This window comes from Streptomyces sp. NPDC015242 (assembly GCF_043079125.1).
Lineage (GTDB): Bacteria > Actinomycetota > Actinomycetes > Streptomycetales > Streptomycetaceae > Streptomyces.
In genome coordinates, this window is sequence record NZ_JBIBUF010000008.1 from 23,669 (window position 1) to 44,107 (window position 20,439).

Sequence of the window (20,439 nt, forward strand, 5' to 3'; positions counted from 1 at the left end):
GTCTACTGGTCGGACGAGAAGCGGACCGCTCCCGCCGGGATCCTGGCGTCGCACCATATGCGGGCGCCGTCGCGGAGTTCGTTGTCGGCGCCGATCACCGCGCCGTCGCCGATGACGGTGCCCGTGAGGACCGAGCGTTCACCGACGCGGGCCCGGGTGCCGATGAGGGAGTCGGTGATGACCGCGCCGGGTTCGATGACCGCGCCCGGCAGGATGGTGCTGCCGAAGACGCGGGCTCCCTCGGCGACGAACGCGCCCTCGCCGACCACCGTGCCGCCCGACAGCTTCGCGTCGGCCGCGACCGTGGCCGTCGGCAGGACCAGCCGGTCGCCGCAGCGGCCGGGGACCGCCGGGGAGGGGGCCCGGCCCAGCACGAGGTCCGCCGAGCCGCGCACGAAGGCCGCCGGGGTGCCCAGGTCGAGCCAGTACGTCGAGTCGACCATGCCCTGGAGGTGGGCCCCGGCGGACAGCAGGTCGGGGAACGTCTCGCGCTCCACCGACACCGGCCGGCCCGCCGGGATGGTGTCGATGACCGAGCGGCGGAAGACGTAGGCCCCCGCGTTGATCTGGTCGGTGACGATCTCCTCGGGTGTCTGCGGCTTCTCCAGGAAGGCCAGCACCCTGCCCGTGTCGTCGGTGGGGACCAGGCCGTAGGCGCGCGGGTCGGTGACCTTCGTCAGGTGCAGGGAGACGTCCGCGCCCGTCGAGGCGTGGGTGGCGACGAGGGCCCGGATGTCCAGGCCCGTCAGGATGTCGCCGTTGAAGATGAGGACCGGGTCGTCGGGTCCCGAGTGCAGCCGGGAGGCGACGTTGCGGATGGCGCCGCCCGTGCCGAGCGGCTCCTCCTCCGTCACGTACTCCAGGTGGAGCCCGAGTGCGGACCCGTCCCCGAAGTACGGCTCGAAGACCTCGGCCAGGTAGGACGTGGCCAGGACGATGTGCTCGACGCCCGCCGCTCTCGCTCTCGCCAGCTGGTGCGTGAGGAAGGGCACCCCGGCCGCCGGGACCATGGGCTTGGGCGTGTGCACCGTGAGCGGGCGCAGCCGGGTGCCCTTGCCGCCGACCAGGAGGATCGCTTCTGTCACGTGTCGTCTCTGCTTCCTGCCGGGACCGGCCGAACTGTCTTTCGGCCGGTCAGTGTATGCAGACCGTTCCGTGGCGCCTTCGTCGGCCGTGCGGCATTCCGCCCCCGTGCCCCCGCGTGCCCCCCGGCGGCGGTCGAGCGTGTCCTCAGCGGCCCTGGTACCGCGCCGCCTTGGAGCGGGCCGAGCCGAGCTTGCCGTAGAGCTTCCGTCCCGGGCACTCCGTCTTGAAGCCGTCCCGGTGCCCGGAGATCACGTTGAGTCGTACCTTCTTGCCTTTGCGGTGGAGATTGCTGCCGGCCGACTTCAGGTAAGTCTTTCCCTTCGGGTTCACCCGGTACAGCCCCAGCTTCCACGCGGTCAGCCGCGCCACGGCCTTGACCGCGGACTTCGACGGCTTGGCCGTGTCGTAGGACCCGAGGACGGCGATCCCCATGCTGTTGCTGTTGAAACCGAGGGTGTGGGCGCCGAGGACCGGCCGTGCCACGCCCCCGGCGCGTCCCTCGTAGATCTTTCCGCACTTGTCGATGACGAAGTTGTAGCCGATGTCCCGCCACCCCATGCTCTTGACGTGGTAGCGGTAGATACTGCGGATGAGTGAGGGCACCTGCGAGCAGCGGTACTTGTTGCCGCTGGCGGTGTGATGGACGAAGGCCGCCCGCACCTTCTTGGTGTACCGGAAGCCACGCTCCCGCAACCCCTCGTCCGCCCCCCAGCCGCGCCGCGTGACGATACCCGGGCGCGGACCGATGTACGGCCTGGCCTGCTGCTGCTCCGTCAGCTCCCCCGCGTTGAACGCGAGGAACTCCCGTTCGGTCTCGGCCCGGGTCAGGGCCGCGATCTCGGTGGCGCCGAGCGGGGCGAGGTCGGCGTTGGCCGCGGAGGCCTCGGCGGCGGCGGAGTTCTCCGCGGCGAGGGCCGCGGTGCGGGGCTCTTCGGCCGGGGCGCCGGGCTGCGGGGCGTCGTCGCCGGGGTCGACGAGTTCCAGCCGGAGGCCGGAGGGGAGCGGGGGCGCGGCGGGCAGGTTGCGAGCGCCCTCGCCGTGGTGCGCGGCGCCGGACTCCGCGCCGGCGGTCTCGGAGCGGACCCTCAGTTCCACGCCGTCGGAGTCGCCCACCCACAGCGGGGCGGTGGCGCCGCGGACGCGGCCCGAGGCGCTCTCGGGGGTGTCCCGGTCGGCGCCGTGGTCGGCGTTGTGCGTCTCCACGTCCTGCCAGCCGGACCAGGTGCCGGTGCCGGCGGCGCGGGTGCGGACCTGGACGCGTCCGTGCAGTTCGTCCCTGGGGTCGTCCCAGACCACGCCGAGGAGGGAGAAGTGGCGTACGGCACGGGGGTGCAGGCCCTGCTCGGCGGCGGGGGCGGAGGGGGTGGCGCGGTTGCGGGCGAGGGGTTCGAGGGGGAGCGACTGGGTGCTGCCGGGGACGGCCGGTCCGGCCGCGCGCCGGGGGGTCGTGGTGACCGCCGGGGACCCCGCGGCGAGCGCGGGTCTCGCGCTCGCCGCGGCTTCCGTGGTCGGCACCGGTCTCGCGGTCGCCGCGACGGCGGGCGGGGTGAGGGGAAGGGCCAGAGCGGCCGCACAGGTGACACCGATCGAGGAAGCAAGGAATCCACGCATGCCCCTGATCTTGGACATAACCGTATAAGTCTGTCCATTTGGGAGTTGACGGACCGTCGGCGGGGTTCGGCCGAACCGGTGGCGGATACGGGGCGGTGCGGCGACCGGGCCGTGGAGGGCCGGGGGCGGGCCGCGTACGCTTGAGCGGGTGAACGCCACCGATCGCACCCCTGCCGACCTGCTGGGTTCCGCGCTCGCCGCGGATCCGGGACGCCCCCTGCTGACCTTCTACGACGACGCCACGGGCGAACGGGTCGAACTGTCCGTGGCCACCTTCGCCAATTGGGTGGCCAAGACCTCGAACCTGCTCCAGGACGAACTGTCGGTCGAGCCCGGGGACCGGGTGGCGCTGCTGCTCCCGGCGCACTGGCAGACGGCGGTGTGGCTGCTGGCCTGTTCCTCGGTCGGGGTCGTCGCCGATGTGACCGGGGACGTGCGTGCCGCCGACGTGGTGGTGAGCGGGCCGGACGGGCTCGAGGCGGCCCGGGCGTGCTCCGGGGCCCGGATCGCGCTGGCGCTGCGGCCGCTCGGCGGGCGGTTCCCGCAGCCGCCCGAGGGGTTCGTCGACTACGCGGTCGAGGTGCCGGGGCAGGGGGACCGTTTCGTGCCGTACACGCCGGTGGACCCGGAGGGGCCCGCGCTGGTCGTGGCCGGGCGGGAGTTCAGCGGGGCGGAGGTCGTGGAGCGGGCGCGGGCTGAGGCGACGGGGCTGGGGCTGACCGGGCCCGGGTCGCGGATCCTGTCGGGGCTCCCCTACGACACGTGGGAGGGACTGAACGCGGGGCTGTACGCGCCCCTGGCCACGGGCGGCTCCGTGGTGCTGTGCCGGAACCTGGAGCAGGCGGGTGACGAAGTGCTCGACAAGCGGGTGGAGAGCGAGCGGGTGACGGCCATCGCCCGGTAGGGCCCCTGGCCCGCTCCTTCCGCCGTCCGCCCCCCTCTCTCCCCCGTCCGGACCAGTCAGATCCCGCCCCCGCCTCCCATCCGCGCCATCGTCGTAGGAGCACTGCGCGTGGGGCGTTCCGGCGTCAGGAGGGGTGGTTGCTGCCGTGGGCTACAGGGTCGGGCCGGGCGTGGGGGCGTCCGCCAGCGGGCGGGGGCCGGTGCGGGGGCGCAGGTCACGGTGGGTGCGGATCGGGGTGTTCGCGGCCGTCGGCCTGCTCGTGGCGGGTGTGGCGGCCGGGTGGGCCGTGTACGCGAAGCTGAGCGGCAACATCACCCCCGACGAGGCCGCCGCCGCCGAGCTCCGGCGCTACGAGAGGGAGCGCCCCACCTCGCTGGTGAAGGACGCCCGGAACATCCTGCTGATCGGCTCCGACACCCGCCACGGCGACGACAACGCCCGCTACGGGCGCGACTCGGGCACCGAGCGGTCGGACACCACGATCCTGCTGCACCTGTCCGCGGGGCGGCGCAGCGCCACCGCCGTCTCCCTGCCCCGGGACCTGATGGTGGACCTGCCGGCCTGCCGGCGGCGGGACGGGTCGCGCAGCGCGCCGCGGTTCGGCATGTTCAACCAGGCGTTCCAGGTGGGCGGTTCGGCCTGCACCATCCGCACCGTCGAGAAGCTCACCGACATCCGCGTCGACCATCACGTCGTCGTCGACTTCCACGGCTTCAAGAAGATGGTCGACGCCGTCGACGGTGTCGAGGTGTGCCTGCGCGAGCCGATCGACGACCGGGCGGCCAGGCTGCGGCTGCCCGCCGGGCGGGTGACGCTCGACGGCGAGCAGGCCCTCGGTTACGTCCGGGCCCGCAAGTCCCTGGGTGACGGCAGCGACACGGAGCGCATGGAACGGCAGCAACGATTCCTCGGGGCGCTCGTCAACAAGGTGCGCAGCAACGACGTCCTGCTGAATCCGGCGAAGCTCTATCCCGTGCTGGACGCGGCCACGTCCTCCCTCACCACCGACCCGGATCTGGCGAGCCTGCGCGGTTTGTACGAACTCGTGCGCGGGCTGCGCGACATCCCCATGGAACGCGTGCAATTCCTGACCGTTCCCCGGGAGTCGTACGCGTACGACGCCAATCGCGACCAACTCGTGGAGCCGGAGGCGGACCGGCTGTTCGAGCGGCTGCGCACGGACACACCGGTGGTGATCGCGCGGGACGTGCCGCGCGGTTCCGCCCCCTTGCGGCCCACCGGTACGCGTGACCGGTCGTACGGGGATTCGTATGCGGGGCCGTTCTCCGCGCCGGTCGTCACCGTTTCTCCTCCACCGACGTTCCGCGGAAACACGGCAGCCGAGGACACCTGCGAGTAAAGCAGGCACCAAGGCAACTTCAACGTAACGAACTCTTCACCCGGGAAATGGGCGAATTGCCCAGGTGTAGGGACGTGGAATTTGTCACCGCCGTCGCTCTGCACTGAAGTGGGCGGTTAGTGTGAGCGATCCGGTGCGCCCGGCTCTGAGGACGGTCCTGAGAGCGCGCACTGTGTGACCGAGACCCGGGCGCCTTGGTGGGGGAGGCGCCGCGTGCCCCGACGGAGGAAACAGGAAACCGTGGACGCGCAAGGCCGTGGGCGGGCGGACGACATCGACCCCGCAGACCAGTGGGTGCTCAACCCGAACACCGGCGAATACGAATTGCGACTGTCCGCTTCCCCACCGCAGTCGGGCGTGCCCTCACCCCGCAGGCCGTCCGCGTCCGGGTCGGGCTCGCGGACCCGCTCTCGCCCGGACGCCCCGGGCCGCTCGCGTACGGAGGCCCCCGGCCGCTCCCGCACCGACGCCCCGGGCCGCTCCGGCGCAGCGGCCCCCGGCCGCTCGCGGCCCGAGACGCCCGGCCGGGCGGTGCCGCCGCCGCGCAGGCGCCGCGGGGCTCCCGAGGAGCCGCCGCCGGGGCGGCGCGGACGGCGTCCGGCCAAGGCCTCCAAGGGCAAGAAGGTCCTGCTGTGGACCGGCGGCACGATGGCGTTCGTGCTGGTCGCGGGCGCGGGCGCCGGGTATCTCTACATCGAGCACCTGAACGACAACATCGCCTCCGTGTCCGACGACGGAGCCAGCACCGGCGGCTTCCAGAAGGACAAGGCGATCAACATCCTGCTGATCGGCACCGACAAGCGCACCGGCAAGGGCAACGACAAGTACGGCGACGCCGGCAGCCCCGGCCACGCGGACACCACGATCCTGCTGCACGTCTCCAAGGACCGCTCGAACGCGACCGCGCTGAGCATCCCGCGCGACCTGGTCACCGACATCCCCGACTGCCCGACCACGCAGGAGGACGGCAGCCGGAAGATCATCCCCGGCACGCCGAACGCCCGCTTCAACACCAGCCTCGGCCAGGACGGCCGCACCCCCAGCTGCACCATGCGGACCGTGACCGAGCTGACCGGGGTCAAGCCGGACAACTTCATGGTCGCCGACTTCAACGCCGTCAAGACGCTGACCAGCGCGGTCGGCGGGGTCGAGGTCTGCCTGGCCAAGGACATCGACGACCCGGACTCCAAGCTGAAGCTGTCCAAGGGCACGCACACCATCGAGGGCGAGCAGGCGCTGGCCTTCGTGCGCACCCGGCACTCCGTGGGCTTCGGCGGCGACCTCAGCCGGATCGGGCTGCAGCAGCAGTTCCTGAGCGCCCTGATGCGCAAGCTGAAGTCCAACGACACGCTCACCAGCCCTTCGAAGATGCTCGACCTGGCGGAGGCGGGCACCAAGGCGCTGACCGTCGACTCGCAGCTGGACAGCATCGGCAAGCTGAAGGACCTCGGCCTGGAACTGGGCAAGCTCAACGTCAAGAACCTGACCTTCACCACCGTCCCGGTGGTCGACAACCCGGCGGAGAAGGTCAAGTCGACGGTCGTCCTCAACGAGTCGACCGCCCCGCAGGTCTTCGACATGATCAGGAACGACGTCTCCTTCACGGCCGTGAAGGAGCGGAAGAAGAAGGAAGCCGCCGCGGTGGCCGCCCGGCTGAAGGGGAGCAAGGCCCCCGCCTCCGAGGTGCGGGTGCGGATCCTCAACGGCGGTGCCGTCGCCGGCAGCGCCCAGGAGACCCTCAGCTGGCTCCAGGTCGAGGAAGGCGTCACCAAGTCGGAAAACGGCGGCAACGCGCCCGCCCCGCTGGCGAAGACGACGCTGGAGTACGCGCCCGACCAGGCCGACCAGGCCCGCCGCCTCGCCGATCTGATGGGGCTGCCCGGCTCCGCGATGAAGCCGGGCGAGAGCGTGGACAACGCCCAGGGGCTGCCCACGATGACACTCACCCTCGGCAAGGACTTCAAGGGCGCCGGCGTCTCGCTCACCGCGCCCTCGAAGGCACCCGAAGGCGTGCAGAAGTCCACAGCCGACAAGGTGGAGTGCGCCAAGTGACCTGACAGGACGCGGTGTTCACCGAGCCGCCCCCAACAAATGGGCGGGATTGCCCAGTTGTAGAACGTGCAATTTCTCACCCACGTCGCTGGACGCCGAAGTGTGCGGATAGTGTGTGCGATCCAGTGCTCTCACCCGTGAGGTCCGTCCTGGGGCGGGCACTGCTCGACCAACACCGTGCGCCTTCGGGGGAGGGCGCCGCGTGGCCCGACGGAGGAATCAGGCAACCGTGGACGCGCAAGGCCGTGGGCGGGCGGACGGCATCGACCCCGCAGACCAGTGGGTACTCAACCCGGACACCGGCGAATACGAACTGCGACTGCCCCCTTCCGGACCGCAGTCACCCGTCCCCGGCCCCCGGAATCCCGGCGCCCGCGGCAGCGGCAGCGGCAGCGGCAGCGGCAGCAGCAGCAGCGGCAGCAGCACTACGGGCGGGTCCGCGCGTGCCCGCCGGACCGCCGCCCCCGTCCGGCGCTCCGGGACGGCGGCTGCGGGCGGTGAGACCGCGTCCCCGCGCCGACGCGGCGGCGCCCCGGCCGAGCCCGCCGCGGGACGGCGCGGGCGCCGCCCGGCGCAGCAGAAGTCGAAGGGCCGGAAGGTCCTGGTGTGGACCGGTGGCACGCTGGCCTTCGTGCTGGTCGGGGCGAGCGCGGCCGCGTACCTCTACTACGAGCACCTCAACGACAACATCACGTCCGTCTCCGACGACGGCGCGGGCACCGGCGGGTTCAGCAAGGACCGCGCGATCAACATCCTGCTGATCGGCACCGACAAGCGCACCGGCGAGGGCAACGAGGGCTACGGCGACAAGGACAGCGCCGGGCACGCGGACACCACGCTGGTGCTGCACGTGTCCAGGGACCGCTCGAACGCGACGGTGCTGAGCATCCCGCGCGACCTGATCACCGACATCCCGGACTGCCCGACGACGCAGGAGGACGGCACCGAGAAGGTCATCCCGGGCCAGCAGGGCACGCGCTTCAACAACAGCCTGGGGCAGGAGGACCGGACGCCGAGCTGCACCATGCGCACGATCACCGAGCTGACGGGGCTGAAGATGGACCACTTCATGGTGGCCGACTTCAACGCGGTCAAGACGCTGACCAGCGCGGTCGGCGGTGTCGACGTCTGTCTGGCCAAGGACATCAAGGACAAGGACTCCAAGCTCGACCTGCCCAAGGGCGAGCACACGATCGAGGGCGAGGAGGCGCTGGCCTTCGTCCGCACGCGGCACTCCGTGGGCTTCGGCGGCGACCTGAGCCGGATCGAGCTGCAGCAGCAGTTCCTGGGCTCGCTGATGCGCAAGCTGAAGTCCAACGACACGCTCACCAGCCCCTCCAAGATGATCAAACTGGCGGAGGCGGGCACCAAGGCGCTGACCGTCGACTCCCAGATCAGCACCATCAAGAAGCTGGCCGATCTCGGGGCGGAGCTGGGCAAGTTCGACACGAAGAACCTCACGTTCGCGACCGTGCCCGTCGTCGACAACCCGGCGGAGACGGTCAAGGCCACGGTGGTCCTCAAGCAGCCCCAGGCCCAGCAGCTCTTCGCGATGGTCCGGGACGACGTGTCGCTGACCGAGGTCAAGCAGCAGAAGAAGAAGGAGAAGGACGCCGAGGCCGCCCGGCTGAAGGGGAGCAAGGCCCCCGCCTCCGAGGTGCGGGTGCGGATCCTCAACGGCGGTGCCGTCGCGGGCAGCGCCCAGGAGACCCTCAGCTGGCTCCAGGTGGAGGAAGGCGTCACCAAGTCGGAGAACGGCGGCAACGCGCCCGCCCCGCTGGCGAAGACGACGCTGGAGTACGCGCCCGGCCAGGCCGACCAGGCCCGCCGCCTCGCCGCGATCCTCGGGCTGTCCGGGGCCGCCATGAAGCCGGGCGAGAGCGTGGACAACGCCCAGGGGCTGCCCACGATGACGCTCACCCTCGGCAAGGACTTCAAGGGCGCGGGCGTCCCCCTGACCACTCCGTCGAAGGTCCCGGACGACGTGCGGAAGTCCACCGCCGACAAGGTCGAGTGCGCGAAGTGACCTGACCTCCCTTTCCCGCGTCTCACAGAGGGGCGGGACATGCCCGGACATACGGCCCGGGTGTACATCCGAGCGGGCATGTCAGGTGTCCAACCAGCAGCGGGAACCGCCGTGTCCGGCGTACACCGGGGAACCCCGGTGCGGACGGACACGGTTCGCCCGTGATCCGAACACGACGCGGGGCGGGCCCGTGGGTCAGCCGTAGGGGCGGGGAGGCAGGGTATGGCGCAGAGTGACGTGCGCGGAGGCGGCACACGGCGCGACGCGGGCGGCCTGGTCCAGGACGAGCGTCCGGGGGCGGGGGCGGCAGCCGGGGGCGGGGACGACGGGGACGCGGTCGGTCCGGGCCGCGGGCGCGGCCGGCGCCGCCGGATACTGCGCTGGTCGGCGCTGGTGCTGTCGGTGCTCATACTCGGGACGGCCGGCGCCGGTTACCTGTACTACCGCCACCTCAACGCCAACATCGACAAGGGCAAACGCAACGCCGGCGACTCGGACGTGCGGAAGGCCGAGCCCAACGCGGCGGGCCAGACCCCGCTGAACATCCTGCTCATCGGCTCCGACAGCCGGAACTCCGCGGAGAACGTCAAGCTCGGCGGCAGCCGGGACAACGTCGGCAGCAAGCCCCTGGCCGACGTGCAGATGCTGCTGCACGTCTCGGCGGACCGGGAGAGCGCGGCCGTGGTGAGCATCCCCCGGGACACCCGGGTGGACATCCCCAAGTGCACCGACCCCGACACCGGCGAGTCCTACCCGGCGAAGAACACGATCATCAACGAGTCGCTCCAGCGCGGCGGGCCGGGCTGCACCCTGGCCACCTGGCAGGAGCTGACCGGCGTGTACATCGACCACTGGATGATGGTCGACTTCGCCGGGGTGGTGGACATGGCGGACGCGATCGGCGGCGTCCCGGTCTGCGTCAACCAGAACGTGTGGGACCGGCCGCTGCCCGGCCAGCGCGGCGGTTCCGGGCTGAAGCTCAAGGCGGGCACCCATCACGTGCAGGGCAAGCAGGCGCTGCAGTGGCTGCGCACCCGGCACGCGTGGGGCAGCGACCCGCTGCGGGCCAAGGCGCAGCACATGTACATGAACGCGATGATCCGCACGCTGAAGAAGCAGAACGTCTTCACCGACACCGGCCGGCTGATGGGCCTGGCCGAGGCGGGCACCAAGGCGCTGAAGGTGTCGGAGGAGATCGGTACGGTCAAGGAGCTGTACGACCTGGGCATGCAGCTCAAGTCGGTCCCGACCAGCCGGATCACGATGACGACGATGCCGTGGATCGAGGACCCGCTGAACCGCAACCACCTGGTGCCCAAGCCGGAGGACGCCGACAGGATGTGGGCGATGCTCCGCGACGACGTCTCCTTCGACAAGGGCGGATCGAGCGGCGGGAACGGGAAGGGCGGGGCGGGCCCGTCCCCGGCCCCGGCCCGGGCCACCGGACCGGCCGCCGCGCCCGCCGGGGGTCTGTCGGTCACGGTCGTCAACGGCACGGCGGGCGAGCAGGGGGCGGCGGTGCCGAACCGGGCCGCCGCGATCGTCGCCGCGCTGCAGCAGGAGGGGTTCGCCCGGGCGGTCGCCTCACGGCAGCAGAACCCGCTGGCCCGCACCCAGGTGACGTACCCGAAGAGCACCGGGGCGCAGGGCAGGGCCAACGCGCTGTCGGTGGCGGAGGCGGTCGGCATCCCGAGCGGCCAGGTGCGCGCCACCGACGACATCACCACCACGCTGACCATCGGCGCCGACTGGCGCGAGGGCACCACCTATCCCGAGCAGGAGCCGGTGAAGGCCGGGGACCTGCCCGACAGCGCGGACGCGCTGACGGCGGACAAGCAGGAGTGCATGGACGTGTACCGCCCCTACCGGTGGTGAGCAGGCCCGCGCCATGACCCCGGGCCCGCCGTCCGGAGGGGAGGGCGGCGGGCCCCCGTACGTCATCGGGGGCCGGGACGCGGTGCCCGCACGGGACGGCGACGGCGCGGCGCGTCCGGCCCCCGTCGGTGGGTGGCCGGACGCGCCGCGGGCCCCCGGCGGGGAGGGGGCTCGTGTCGGTCAGCCGGCCGTCGCGTCGGCGCGGCCGTCCGCGTGGACGGCCGGGCGGCGGGACGCGATGACCTTCTTCGCCAGTGACCGCGGGCTGGTCAGGAAGCCCCAGCCCCACGACATGTGCATCGTGGCCAGCGCCACCGGGATCTGCAGCCGTGCCTTCAGCGGCAGCCCCTTGCCCGCCGGGACCGAACCCAGCAGGATCGCCGCGAGGTAGCCGCCGGGCACCACGAAGCCCCACGGCGTCAGCGCCACGCCCAGCAGGATCCCGGCCGCGATCGCGCACACGGCGGTCGGCGGGGCGAGGTAGCGCAGGTTGATCGAGCCCTCGTGGTAGCGGGCGACGACGTGCCGCCAGCGGCCGTAGTCCTTGTACTGCTTGGCGAGTGCCTTCACGCTCGGCCGCGGCCGGTACGACACCTTCAGCTCGGGCGAGAACCAGATCAGCCCGCCGGCCTCGCGGATGCGGAAGTTCAGCTCCCAGTCCTGGGCGCGGATGAACTCCACGTTGTAGCCGCCCTGCTGCTCCAGCGCCTCCCGCCGGAACACCCCCAGGTAGACGGTCTCGGCCGGACCCGCCTGGCCGCCCGTGTGGAACGCGGCGTTGCCGACGCCGATCTTCGAGGTCATCGCGGCGGCGACCGCGTGCTCCCAGTCGTTCTCGCCCTCGGCGTGCATGATGCCGCCGACGTTCTGCGCGCCGGTCTCCTCCAGGAGCCGTACGGCGGTGGCGATGTAGTTCGGCGAGAGCATGCCGTGGCCGTCGACGCGGACCACGATCGGGTGCCGGGAGGCGTTGATCGCGGCGTTCAGCGCGGCGGGCGTACGGCCGGTCGGGTTGGGGACGGTGTGCACGCGCGGGTCTTCGGCCACGAGCTCGGCGGCGATCTCGTCCGTGCGGTCCGTGGACGGACCGAGGGCGATCACGACCTCCATCTCGCCGGCGTACTCCTGCGCGAGGATCGCTTGGACTGCTCCCCGCAGATGCCGTTCCTCGTTGAGGACGGGCATGATCACGGAAACGGCGGGGAGCCGCACGTCGGGATTGGCGTTCATAGGGGGCTCACGTTACCGCGAACGGGGGACACCGGTGCGCGCCGCGGGGGCGGTACCGCGGGCCGCAGATCGTATCGGCCTACGGTTTCACGGATCCCACGTACGGCCGTCGTCCGGAGGTGTCCCCATGCCCACGCCGCCGCGGTCCCCTCGGTCCACCGCCACCCCCCGGCGCCGTCCGCAGCCCGCAGTCCGCCGTGCCCCGCGCCGGCCCGCGCCGCCCGCCCGGCGCCGCAGGCCGCGCTGGGGCATGCGGGCCGTCACCACGCTGTCCGTGGTGGTGCTCGCCTCCGCGGGGATCGGGCACGCGGTGGTGACCAGCCTGGACGCGGACATCGCCCGGGTCGACGCCTTCAAGGACATGAAGAACCGGCCCCGGGCGGGCCACGGCGTGAACGTGCTGCTGGTCGGCACCGACGGCCGCGAGAAGATCAGCAAGGCGGAGCGGCACAAGTACCGGCTGGGCGGCGCGCCCTGCCACTGCACCGACACGATGATGATCGTGCACATCTCGGAGGACCGGGAGCGCGCGAGCGTGGTGAGCCTGCCGCGCGACTCCTACGCCGTGACGCCCCCGCACGTGGACCGCACCTCCGGCGAGCGGCACGGCGGGCACCCCCTGAAGCTGAACGCGGCGTACGCGGAGGGCGGGCCCCAGCTGACCGTGCGGACGGTCGAGCGCATGACCAAGGTGAAGATCGACCACTACGTCGAGGTCGACTTCACCAGCTTCATGAAGACGGTCGACGTGGTCGGCGGCGTGCAGATCTGCACCACGGACCCGCTGAAGGACAGCTACACCGGCCTGGACCTCCCGGCCGGCCGGCACACCCTGGCCGGCGGGCAGGCCCTGCAGTACGTGCGCGCCCGCCATGTCGACGGCGCCTCCGACCTGGGCCGGATGAAGCGGCAGCAGCGCTTCATGGCGGCGCTCGTGGAACGCGTCACCTCCTCCGGGATCCTCCTCAACCCGATGAAGTTCCGGGACGTCACCCGGGCGGTGCTCGGCTCGGTCCGGGCCGACAAGGGCTTCGGCACGGACGAGATGCTCGACCTGGGCCGTGCCATGCGGAACTTCTCGCCCTCCTCCTCGGAGTTCACCACCGTCCCGATCGGGCGCATGGGGTACGCAGTGAAGGGCGTCGGCTCGACGCTGAAGTGGGACCCGGTGAAGTCGGAGCGGCTCTTCCACGCCCTGCGCCAGGACCAGCCGCTGTCCGCGCACCGCTCGCGCCCGGCGGCCCGGATCGTCTCGGTCGCCCCGCAGCAGATCCGGGTGCAGGTGGAGAACGGGACGGGCACGGCCGGGCTCGGCCGCCGGGTGGACGCGGCGCTCGCCTCGACCGGCTTCCGCACGACCAAGGCCCCGCGCAACGCCGCGGCCCGTGACGTCAAGCGCACGATCGTCGCCTACGACCCGCGCTGGGACCGCTCGGCCAAGTCCCTCGCGACGGCCCTGCCGGGCAGCGAGCTGAAGCCGGTCAAGGGGCTGGGCGCGACCCTGAAGGTGATCGCGGGCGCGGACTTCGAGCGGGTGCGCAAGGTCCGGGCCGAGGACCCGGGCCAGGGCGAGTTCGGGGTGGTGCGGGGCGACGAGGTGGCGTGCTCGTAGGAGGCCGCGTGCTCCTGGGCGGCTGCCCCCGCCTCAGTCCTCGATGCCCTCCGCCGCCCGCTTCTCGCGCAGTTCCATGATCGCGCGGCGGCGGGCCAGGCGGTGGGTGCGGCGGATCTGGGCCTCCTGGTAGCGGCGCTTGTCGCGCTCGGTCTCCGGGAGGACCGGCGGGACCCGGCGGGGCTTGCCGTCGGCGTCGACCGCCGCGAAGACGAGGTAGGCCGAGCCGACCTGGGTGGGCGGGGCGGACTCGTTCCAGCGTTCGGCCAGTACCCGGACGCCGACCTCCATGGAGGTGCGGCCGGTCCAGTTGACCTGTGCCTTGACGTGGACGAGGTCGCCGACGCGTACGGGCTCCAGGAACACCATCTCGTCCATGGACGCGGTGACGGCCGGCCCGCCGGAGTGCCGCCCGGCCACGGCTCCGGCCGCGTCGTCCACCAGCTTCATGATCACGCCGCCGTGCACGGTGCCCAGCAGGTTCGTGTCGTTGTGGGTCATGATGTGGCTGAGGGTGGTGCGGGAGGCCGAGGTCGGCTTGCCCGGGATATCCGTGGTGCCGGAATCCGCAGCTGGGGCCTGGTCTGTCATGGCCCCTACCTTATGCCGAGGCCGCGTGAGGGGGTTTTGTGTCAGCTTCGCCACAGCCGTGCTCTGATTTTCCGACGACCCTTGTATGGCGCACGGCGGGGACCTGCACACTGTCGGCATGAATGATTGGCCCGAGGGGTTCTCCGGCGACAACCGCGGCAGCCGGTACGGACGGGGCAGCTCCAGCGCACAGCCGGAGAGCGCCCGTGTCATGCGGCAGGTCCGCCGCGGTCCGGCGGCACCGCCCGGGCAGGGCGCCCACGGCGGTGTGCCGCAGCAGCCGTCGTACGTGGACGGCGGCTACGCCGAGCCGCACGGCGGGTACGACAGCGGCTACAACACCGGCCAGGTCTACGGCTCCCCCGGCGGCCGGGGCCCCGGCGGCCCGGGCGGCGGCGGGTACGACCCGCGACCCGCGCCGAACTGGCGCCGCCGGATCAAGCTGACGGCGATCACGCTGGTGACGGTGCTGGTCGTGACGAGCGTCGCCACGTACTTCTGGGCCGACTCCAAACTCAACCGCGACGTCGACCTGTCGAAGGTCATCGACCGTCCGGAGGCGGGCGAGGGCACCAACTACCTGATCGTCGGCTCCGACAGCCGCGCGGGCATGTCGGCCGAGGAGAAGAAGAAGCTGCACACCGGGTCCGCCGAGGGCAAGCGCACGGACTCGATGATGATCCTGCACACCGGCAGCAACGGCCCCACCCTCATCTCCCTGCCGCGTGACTCCAACGTCACCATCCCGTCCTACAAGGGCTCCGACTCCGGCAAGCTCTACCAGGCCACCGGGCGGCAGACGAAGCTGAACGCGGCCTACGCGGAGGACGGCCCCGAGCTGCTGGTCCGCACCGTCGAGGCCAACACGGGCCTGCACATCGACCACTACGTGGAGATCGGCTTCGGCGGCTTCGCGAACATCGTGGACGCGGTCGGCGGGGTCGAGATCGACATCCCGCAGGACATCAAGGACACCAAGTCCGGCGCGGACCTGAAGAAGGGCAAGCAGACCCTGGACGGTGAACAGGCGCTGGCCTTCGTCCGCACCCGCTACGCCCTCAAGGGCTCCGACCTGGACCGCACGAAGAACCAGCAGAAGTTCCTCTCGGCCCTGGCCAACCAGGTCGCCACCCCGAGCACGATCCTGAACCCGTTCAAGCTGTACCCGACCATGGGCGCGGGCCTGGACTCCCTGGTCGTCGACAAGGACATGGGCCTGTTCGACCTGGCGTCCATGTTCTGGGCGATGAAGGGCGTCAGCGGCGGTGAGGGCAAGTCCATGAACATGCCGCTCGCGGGCAACGCCCCGAACGGCAACCTCCAGTGGGACACCGCGAAGGTGAAGACGCTGGTGAACCAGTTGAAGAACGACGAGACGGTCACCGTCTCGGGCAACTGAGCAGGCAGGTCAGGGCGAAGGGGGCACCCCGGCGGGTGCCCCCTTCGTCGTGCGGGGGTGCTCACATGGTGGTGGCCGACATCGCGCGGCACATCTCGGCGCACGCGCGACAGGACTCGGCACAGCGCATCATCTGGGTGTCGTCCGGCATGGACATACACGCTTCGGCGCACATGTCACAGGCCCGGGCGCACATGGCGCACATGTCGGCCGCGAGGGGCGAGCGGCGCATCATCATGTCGGCGCACATGCGCGTCATCTCGGCGCAGTCCATCACGGCGCGCATGATCTGCATCTGGGCCGGGCCGCCCATCTGCAGGCAGGAGCTCATGGTCTCCTCGCACACGCCGTGGCAGGTCATGCACGCCTGGACGCAGTCCTGCATCTCCTTGCTGAGCGGGGTCGCGGTGGCGGGCTGCTGGGTCATGGCTTCCTCCCGGGGGGACGGTGAGGGCCGGGGACCGGCCCCCGTGCCTTCCGTCCTACGCCTGCTGCCCCATGAGCACCACACGGCGGACCGGCCCGTGTGCGGCTCGCCACGGCGCTGCGTGAAACCGGCGGCAGCGGCAAAGAGGACCAGCAGGCGCGTCCCGGTGTCCCGGCGGCGCGCGGGCAGGGGGCGGCGAGGAGCCCGGGGCAGGGGAGACCACAGGTGACACAGCAGACGTACGAGGAACGGCGGACACCGGAGCCGACGGAGCCGGAGGAGCGCAAGCAGCGGCTGCGCAGGCGGCTTGAGCGGCTGATCGGCATCGCGGCGACCGAGGGCAACGACCTCGTGCCGCTGCGCAACGGGGACGAGATCTTCCCCGCGATGCTGGCCGCGATCCGGGCCGCGGAGCACACCGTCGACATGATGACGTTCGTGTACTGGCGGGGTGAGATCGCCCACGAGTTCGCCGAGGCCCTGGCCGAGCGGGCCCGGGCCGGTGTCCGGGTGCGGCTGCTGCTGGACGGCTTCGGCGCCAAGGAGATCGAACCGGACCTGCTGGACGCCATGGACGAGGCCGGCGTCCAGGTGGCCTGGTTCCGGCCGCCCACGCGCCTGTCGCCGCTGCGGCAGAACCACCGCTGCCACCGCAAGGTGCTGGTCACCGACGAGCACACCGCGTTCACCGGCGGCGTCGGCATAGCGCAGGAGTGGTGCGGCGACGCCCGCAATCCGGGCGAGTGGCGCGACACCCACGTGCGGGTCCGCGGCCCGGCCGTGGACGGCATCGCCGCCGCCTTCGCGCAGAACTGGGCCGAGTGCCACGACGACCTCTACGACGAGCACGACCGCTTCACCGCGCAGGAGCAGCCGGGGCGCTCCACGGTCCAGGTCGTGCGGGGCTCGGCCTCCTTCGGCTGGCAGGACATGCAGACGGTGCTGCGGGTGCTGATCACCTCGGCGCAGGAGCGGCTGCGGGTGGCCACGGCCTACTTCGCGCCGGACCCGTACTTCATCGGCCTGCTGGCCGCCGCGGCCCGGCGCGGGGTGCGGGTCGAGGTCCTGCTGCCCGGACCGCACACCGACCAGCGGGCGTGCCTGCTGGCCGGACGGCAGCATTACCAGACCCTCGTGGACGCCGGGGTGGACGTGCGGGAGTACCAGCCGACCATGCTGCACACGAAGATCGTCACCGTGGACGGGGTCTGCTCGCTCATCGGCTCGACCAACTTCAACCGGCGCTCCATGGAGCACGACGAGGAGGTCGTCCTGGCCGTCCTCGACGAGGACTTCACCGCGGAACTCGACGCCGACTTCGACGCCGACCGGAAGCTGAGCGAGCCGATCGATCCGGCCCGCTGGCGGCGGCGTCCGCTGGCGTGGCGCCTGGGCGAGGCCGTGGTCACGCCGATCCGGCGCTTCCTGTGAGACGCCCCGGCGCCCGGCGGGAGCCGGGGACCGGGGCGGATCGCGCGGGAGGAAGGGCTACGGCAGGTTGCGCGCCATGACGATGCGCTGCACCTGGTTCGTGCCCTCGTAGATCTGCGTGATCTTGGCGTCGCGCATCATGCGCTCGACCGGGTAGTCGCGCGTGTAGCCGTACCCGCCGAGAAGCTGGACGGCGTCCGTGGTGACCTCCATGGCCACGTCCGAGGCGAAGCACTTGGCGGCGGCGCCCAGGTAGGTCAGGTCGGCGTCGCCGCGCTCGGAGGCGGCGGCGGCCTGGTAGGTCAGGGCGCGGGCGGCCGAGATCTTCATGGCCATGTCGGCGAGCATGAACTGGATGCCCTGGAAGTCGGCGATCGGCTTGCCGAACTGCTTGCGCTCCTTGACGTAGCCCTTGGCGTAGTCGAGGGCGCCCTGGGCGATGCCGAGGGCCTGAGCGGCGATGGTGATGCGGGTGTGGTCGAGGGTCTTCATCGCCGTGGCGAAGCCGGTGCCCTCCTCGCCGATCATGCGGTCGGCCGGGATGCGGACGTTGTCGAGGTAGACCTCGCGGGTCGGGGAGCCCTTGATGCCGAGCTTCTTCTCCGGGGCGCCGAAGGAGACGCCCTCGTCGGACTTCTCCACGACGAACGCGGAGATGCCCTTGGAGCGCTTCTCCGGGTCGGTGACGGCCATCACCGTGTAGAACTCGGACTCGCCGGCGTTGGTGATCCAGCGCTTCACGCCGTTGAGGACCCAGAAGTCGCCGTCGCGGACGGCACGGGTCTTCATGCCGGCGGCGTCGGAGCCGGCGTCCGGCTCGGACAGGCAGTAGGAGAACATGCCCTCGCCCTTGGCGAGCGGGGCCATGTACTTCTTCTTCAGCTCCTCGGAGCCGGAGAGGATCACGGGCAGGGAGCCGAGCTTGTTCACGGCCGGGATCAGCGAGGACGAGGCGCACACGCGGGCGACCTCCTCGATGACGATGACGGTCGCCAGCGCGTCGGCGCCCGAGCCGCCGTACTCCTCGGGCACGTGCACCGCGTGCAGGTCGTTGGCGACCAGCGCCTGGAGGGCCTCGCGCGGGAAGCGGGCCTCCTCGTCCACCGCGGCGGCGTGCGGCGCGATCTTCGCCTCGGCCAGCGAGCGGACGGCGTCACGGAGCATGTCGTGCTCCTCGGACGGGCGGTACAGGTCGAAGTCAGCCGATCCGGCCAAGGTCTCTCACGCTCCAAAACGCTGCGATGGTGGCGCTAACTACCGTTAAGTAATCAAAAGTTTATGGGGTCGCCCCCGGGAGGGATACGTGAGCTAGACGACAGCGGAGAAGTTGCCCAGTGAAGCGCGCTCCCATGCCCCGGCTATGCTCGGGCGCGCACCACATGCCGTAGACCCCTGGAGCACCCATGGCCCTGAAGATCACCGTGATCGGCACCGGTTATCTCGGCGCGACACACGCCGCGGCCATGGCCGAGCTGGGTTTCGAGGTGCTCGCTCTCGACGTCGTCCCCGAGAAGATCGAGAAGCTGGAGCGGGGCGAGGCCCCGATGTACGAGCCGGGTCTGGACGAGCTGCTGCGCCGGCACGTCCCCGGGTTCGAGGGCTCCAGCGGCCGGCTGCGCTTCACCCAGGACTGGGCCGAGATCGGCGCTTTCGGCGATGTGCACTTCGTCTGCGTGAACACCCCGCAGCGGCACGGCGAGTACGCCTGCGACATGTCGTACGTCGACTCCGCGTTCGCCTCGCTCGCGCCGCATCTGCGCGGGCCCGCGCTGGTGGTCGGCAAGTCGACGGTGCCGGTGGGCTCGGCGGACCGGCTCGCGGCGTACCTGGCCGCGCACGCGCCCGCCGGCGAGGACGCCGAGCTGGCCTGGAACCCGGAGTTCCTGCGCGAGGGCTTCGCCGTCGACGACACCCTGCACCCGGACCGGATCGTGGTGGGCGTGCGCAGCGAGCGGGCCGAGAAGCTGCTGCGGGAGGTGTACGCGACGCCGATCGCCGAGGGCTCGCCCTTCGTGGTGACCGACTTCCCGACCGCCGAACTGGTGAAGACGTCCGCCAACTCCTTCCTCGCCACGAAGATCTCCTTCATCAACGCCATGGCGGAGGTGTGCGAGGCGGCGGGCGGCGACGTCGCCAAGCTCGCCGAGGCGATCGGCTACGACGACCGGATCGGCAAGAAGTTCCTGCGGGCCGGGATCGGCTTCGGCGGCGGCTGCCTGCCGAAGGACATCCGGGCGTTCATGGCGCGCGCCGGTGAGCTGGGCGCGGACCAGGCGCTGACGTTCCTGCGGGAGATCGACTCGATCAACATGCGCCAGCGCGGGCAGATGGTGGAGCTGACCCGGCAGGCGCTGGGTGGCGGGCCGTTCCTCGGCAAGCGCGTGGCGGTGCTGGGCGCGACCTTCAAGCCCGACTCGGACGACGTGCGGGACTCCCCCGCGCTGAACGTGGCCGGGCAGATCCACCTCCAGGGCGGCCAGGTCACGGTGTACGACCCCAAGGGCATGGACAACGCCCGCCGGGTCTTCCCGACCCTGGGCTACGCGGACTCGGCGCTGGACGCCGTGCGGGGCGCCGACATCGTGCTGCACCTGACCGAGTGGCGGGAGTTCCGCGAGCTGGACGAGGAGGCCCTCGGCGAGGTCGCGGCGGCCCGGGTGATCCTGGACGGCCGCAACGCCCTGGACCCGGAGCGCTGGCGCAAGGCCGGCTGGACGTACCGGGCGATGGGGCGTCCCCGGGCGTAGGGCCTGGGACACGGGAACAGGCGACGCCGGTTCGGCCGAGGCTCAGTCGGCCGAACCGGCGTCTTGTCGCATTCTGCCCCACCGGGCC

The 20,439-nt window shown here is 71.6% G+C and carries 15 protein-coding genes; 9 read left to right on the forward strand and 6 right to left on the reverse strand.

Features of this window, described 5'->3' with window-relative positions; genetic code table 11:
• Nucleotides 1–2 precede the first annotated feature (2 nt).
• Together ACF07N_RS25625 and ACF07N_RS25630 are read right to left on the reverse strand one after the other, a co-directional pair.
• On the reverse strand, nucleotides 3–1,085 hold the full coding sequence (locus ACF07N_RS25625) for a sugar phosphate nucleotidyltransferase (RefSeq protein WP_392117097.1): 1,083 nt from the start codon (nucleotides 1,083–1,085) through the stop codon (nucleotides 3–5).
• Between the two features lie 145 nt (nucleotides 1,086–1,230).
• Complete coding sequence (locus tag ACF07N_RS25630; protein ID WP_392117100.1) at nucleotides 1,231–2,697, reverse strand: N-acetylmuramoyl-L-alanine amidase; 1,467 nt, start codon at nucleotides 2,695–2,697, stop codon at nucleotides 1,231–1,233.
• Between the two features lie 148 nt (nucleotides 2,698–2,845).
• Between ACF07N_RS25630 and ACF07N_RS25635 the strand changes: the two genes are divergently transcribed.
• The 5 genes from ACF07N_RS25635 (at nucleotide 2,846) to ACF07N_RS25655 (ending at nucleotide 10,914) form a co-directional block, all read left to right on the forward strand.
• A complete protein-coding gene (locus ACF07N_RS25635; RefSeq protein ID WP_392117103.1) occupies nucleotides 2,846–3,601 on the forward strand; it encodes a TIGR03089 family protein in 756 nt (251 codons plus the stop codon).
• 169 nt (nucleotides 3,602–3,770) lie between these two features.
• Nucleotides 3,771–4,961, forward strand: coding sequence for an LCP family protein (locus ACF07N_RS25640; protein ID WP_383584997.1), 1,191 nt, complete (start codon nucleotides 3,771–3,773; stop codon nucleotides 4,959–4,961).
• A 240-nt stretch (nucleotides 4,962–5,201) separates the two neighbouring features.
• On the forward strand, nucleotides 5,202–7,013 hold the full coding sequence (locus ACF07N_RS25645) for an LCP family protein (RefSeq protein WP_392117106.1): 1,812 nt from the start codon (nucleotides 5,202–5,204) through the stop codon (nucleotides 7,011–7,013).
• A gap of 229 nt (nucleotides 7,014–7,242) precedes the next feature.
• Entirely contained in the window at nucleotides 7,243–9,039 is a 1,797-nt protein-coding gene (locus tag ACF07N_RS25650) for an LCP family protein (protein ID WP_392117109.1), read from the forward strand.
• Nucleotides 9,040–9,261: 222 nt separating this feature from the next.
• Entirely contained in the window at nucleotides 9,262–10,914 is a 1,653-nt protein-coding gene (locus ACF07N_RS25655; protein ID WP_392117112.1) for an LCP family protein, read from the forward strand.
• Nucleotides 10,915–11,094: 180 nt separating this feature from the next.
• Here the strand turns inward: ACF07N_RS25655 and ACF07N_RS25660 are convergent, their stop codons facing one another.
• The gene (locus tag ACF07N_RS25660; RefSeq protein WP_392117115.1) at nucleotides 11,095–12,144 is read right to left on the reverse strand and encodes a glycosyltransferase family 2 protein; all 1,050 of its coding nucleotides are present in this window, start codon (nucleotides 12,142–12,144) and stop codon (nucleotides 11,095–11,097) included.
• A 127-nt stretch (nucleotides 12,145–12,271) separates the two neighbouring features.
• Between ACF07N_RS25660 and ACF07N_RS25665 the strand changes: the two genes are divergently transcribed.
• Nucleotides 12,272–13,756, forward strand: a complete 1,485-nt coding sequence (locus ACF07N_RS25665) for an LCP family protein (RefSeq protein WP_392117118.1) — start codon at nucleotides 12,272–12,274, stop codon at nucleotides 13,754–13,756.
• A gap of 33 nt (nucleotides 13,757–13,789) precedes the next feature.
• On the opposite strand, the gene ACF07N_RS25670 is transcribed toward ACF07N_RS25665, so the two are convergent.
• The gene (locus ACF07N_RS25670) at nucleotides 13,790–14,347 is read right to left on the reverse strand and encodes an acyl-CoA thioesterase (protein WP_383330172.1); all 558 of its coding nucleotides are present in this window, start codon (nucleotides 14,345–14,347) and stop codon (nucleotides 13,790–13,792) included.
• Between the two features lie 118 nt (nucleotides 14,348–14,465).
• Here ACF07N_RS25670 and ACF07N_RS25675 point away from each other — a divergent pair, with 118 nt between their 5' ends.
• Nucleotides 14,466–15,746 carry an LCP family protein gene (locus tag ACF07N_RS25675; protein ID WP_383345383.1) on the forward strand — a complete coding sequence of 427 codons (1,281 nt, stop codon included), beginning with the start codon at nucleotides 14,466–14,468 and terminating at the stop codon, nucleotides 15,744–15,746.
• Nucleotides 15,747–15,807: 61 nt separating this feature from the next.
• On the opposite strand, the gene ACF07N_RS25680 is transcribed toward ACF07N_RS25675, so the two are convergent.
• Nucleotides 15,808–16,173 carry a four-helix bundle copper-binding protein gene (locus tag ACF07N_RS25680; RefSeq protein WP_392117122.1) on the reverse strand — a complete coding sequence of 122 codons (366 nt, stop codon included), beginning with the start codon at nucleotides 16,171–16,173 and terminating at the stop codon, nucleotides 15,808–15,810.
• A 225-nt stretch (nucleotides 16,174–16,398) separates the two neighbouring features.
• Between ACF07N_RS25680 and ACF07N_RS25685 the strand changes: the two genes are divergently transcribed.
• Nucleotides 16,399–17,604 (forward strand): phosphatidylserine/phosphatidylglycerophosphate/cardiolipin synthase family protein, encoded by a 1,206-nt coding sequence (locus tag ACF07N_RS25685; RefSeq protein WP_392117125.1) that lies wholly within the window; start codon nucleotides 16,399–16,401, stop codon nucleotides 17,602–17,604.
• 57 nt (nucleotides 17,605–17,661) lie between these two features.
• On the opposite strand, the gene ACF07N_RS25690 is transcribed toward ACF07N_RS25685, so the two are convergent.
• Complete coding sequence (locus ACF07N_RS25690; protein WP_383330160.1) at nucleotides 17,662–18,819, reverse strand: acyl-CoA dehydrogenase; 1,158 nt, start codon at nucleotides 18,817–18,819, stop codon at nucleotides 17,662–17,664.
• Between the two features lie 188 nt (nucleotides 18,820–19,007).
• On the opposite strand from ACF07N_RS25690, the gene ACF07N_RS25695 reads away from it, so the two are divergent.
• Nucleotides 19,008–20,351 carry a UDP-glucose dehydrogenase family protein gene (locus ACF07N_RS25695; protein WP_392117128.1) on the forward strand — a complete coding sequence of 448 codons (1,344 nt, stop codon included), beginning with the start codon at nucleotides 19,008–19,010 and terminating at the stop codon, nucleotides 20,349–20,351.
• Nucleotides 20,352–20,439 lie beyond the last annotated feature (88 nt).

Bases quoted from the DNA above. Each gene is read 5' to 3' on its own strand.
- ACF07N_RS25660 (WP_392117115.1), bottom strand. From the start codon at position 12,144: ATGAACGCCAATCCCGACGTGCGGCTCCCCGCCGTTTCCGTGATCATG.
- ACF07N_RS25630 (WP_392117100.1), bottom strand. From the start codon at position 2,697: ATGCGTGGATTCCTTGCTTCCTCGATCGGTGTCACCTGTGCGGCCGCT.
- ACF07N_RS25695 (WP_392117128.1), top strand. From the start codon at position 19,008: ATGGCCCTGAAGATCACCGTGATCGGCACCGGTTATCTCGGCGCGACA.
- ACF07N_RS25675 (WP_383345383.1), top strand. From the start codon at position 14,466: ATGAATGATTGGCCCGAGGGGTTCTCCGGCGACAACCGCGGCAGCCGG.
- ACF07N_RS25680 (WP_392117122.1), bottom strand. From the start codon at position 16,173: ATGACCCAGCAGCCCGCCACCGCGACCCCGCTCAGCAAGGAGATGCAG.
- ACF07N_RS25655 (WP_392117112.1), top strand. From the start codon at position 9,262: ATGGCGCAGAGTGACGTGCGCGGAGGCGGCACACGGCGCGACGCGGGC.
- ACF07N_RS25665 (WP_392117118.1), top strand. From the start codon at position 12,272: ATGCCCACGCCGCCGCGGTCCCCTCGGTCCACCGCCACCCCCCGGCGC.
- ACF07N_RS25670 (WP_383330172.1), bottom strand. From the start codon at position 14,347: ATGACAGACCAGGCCCCAGCTGCGGATTCCGGCACCACGGATATCCCG.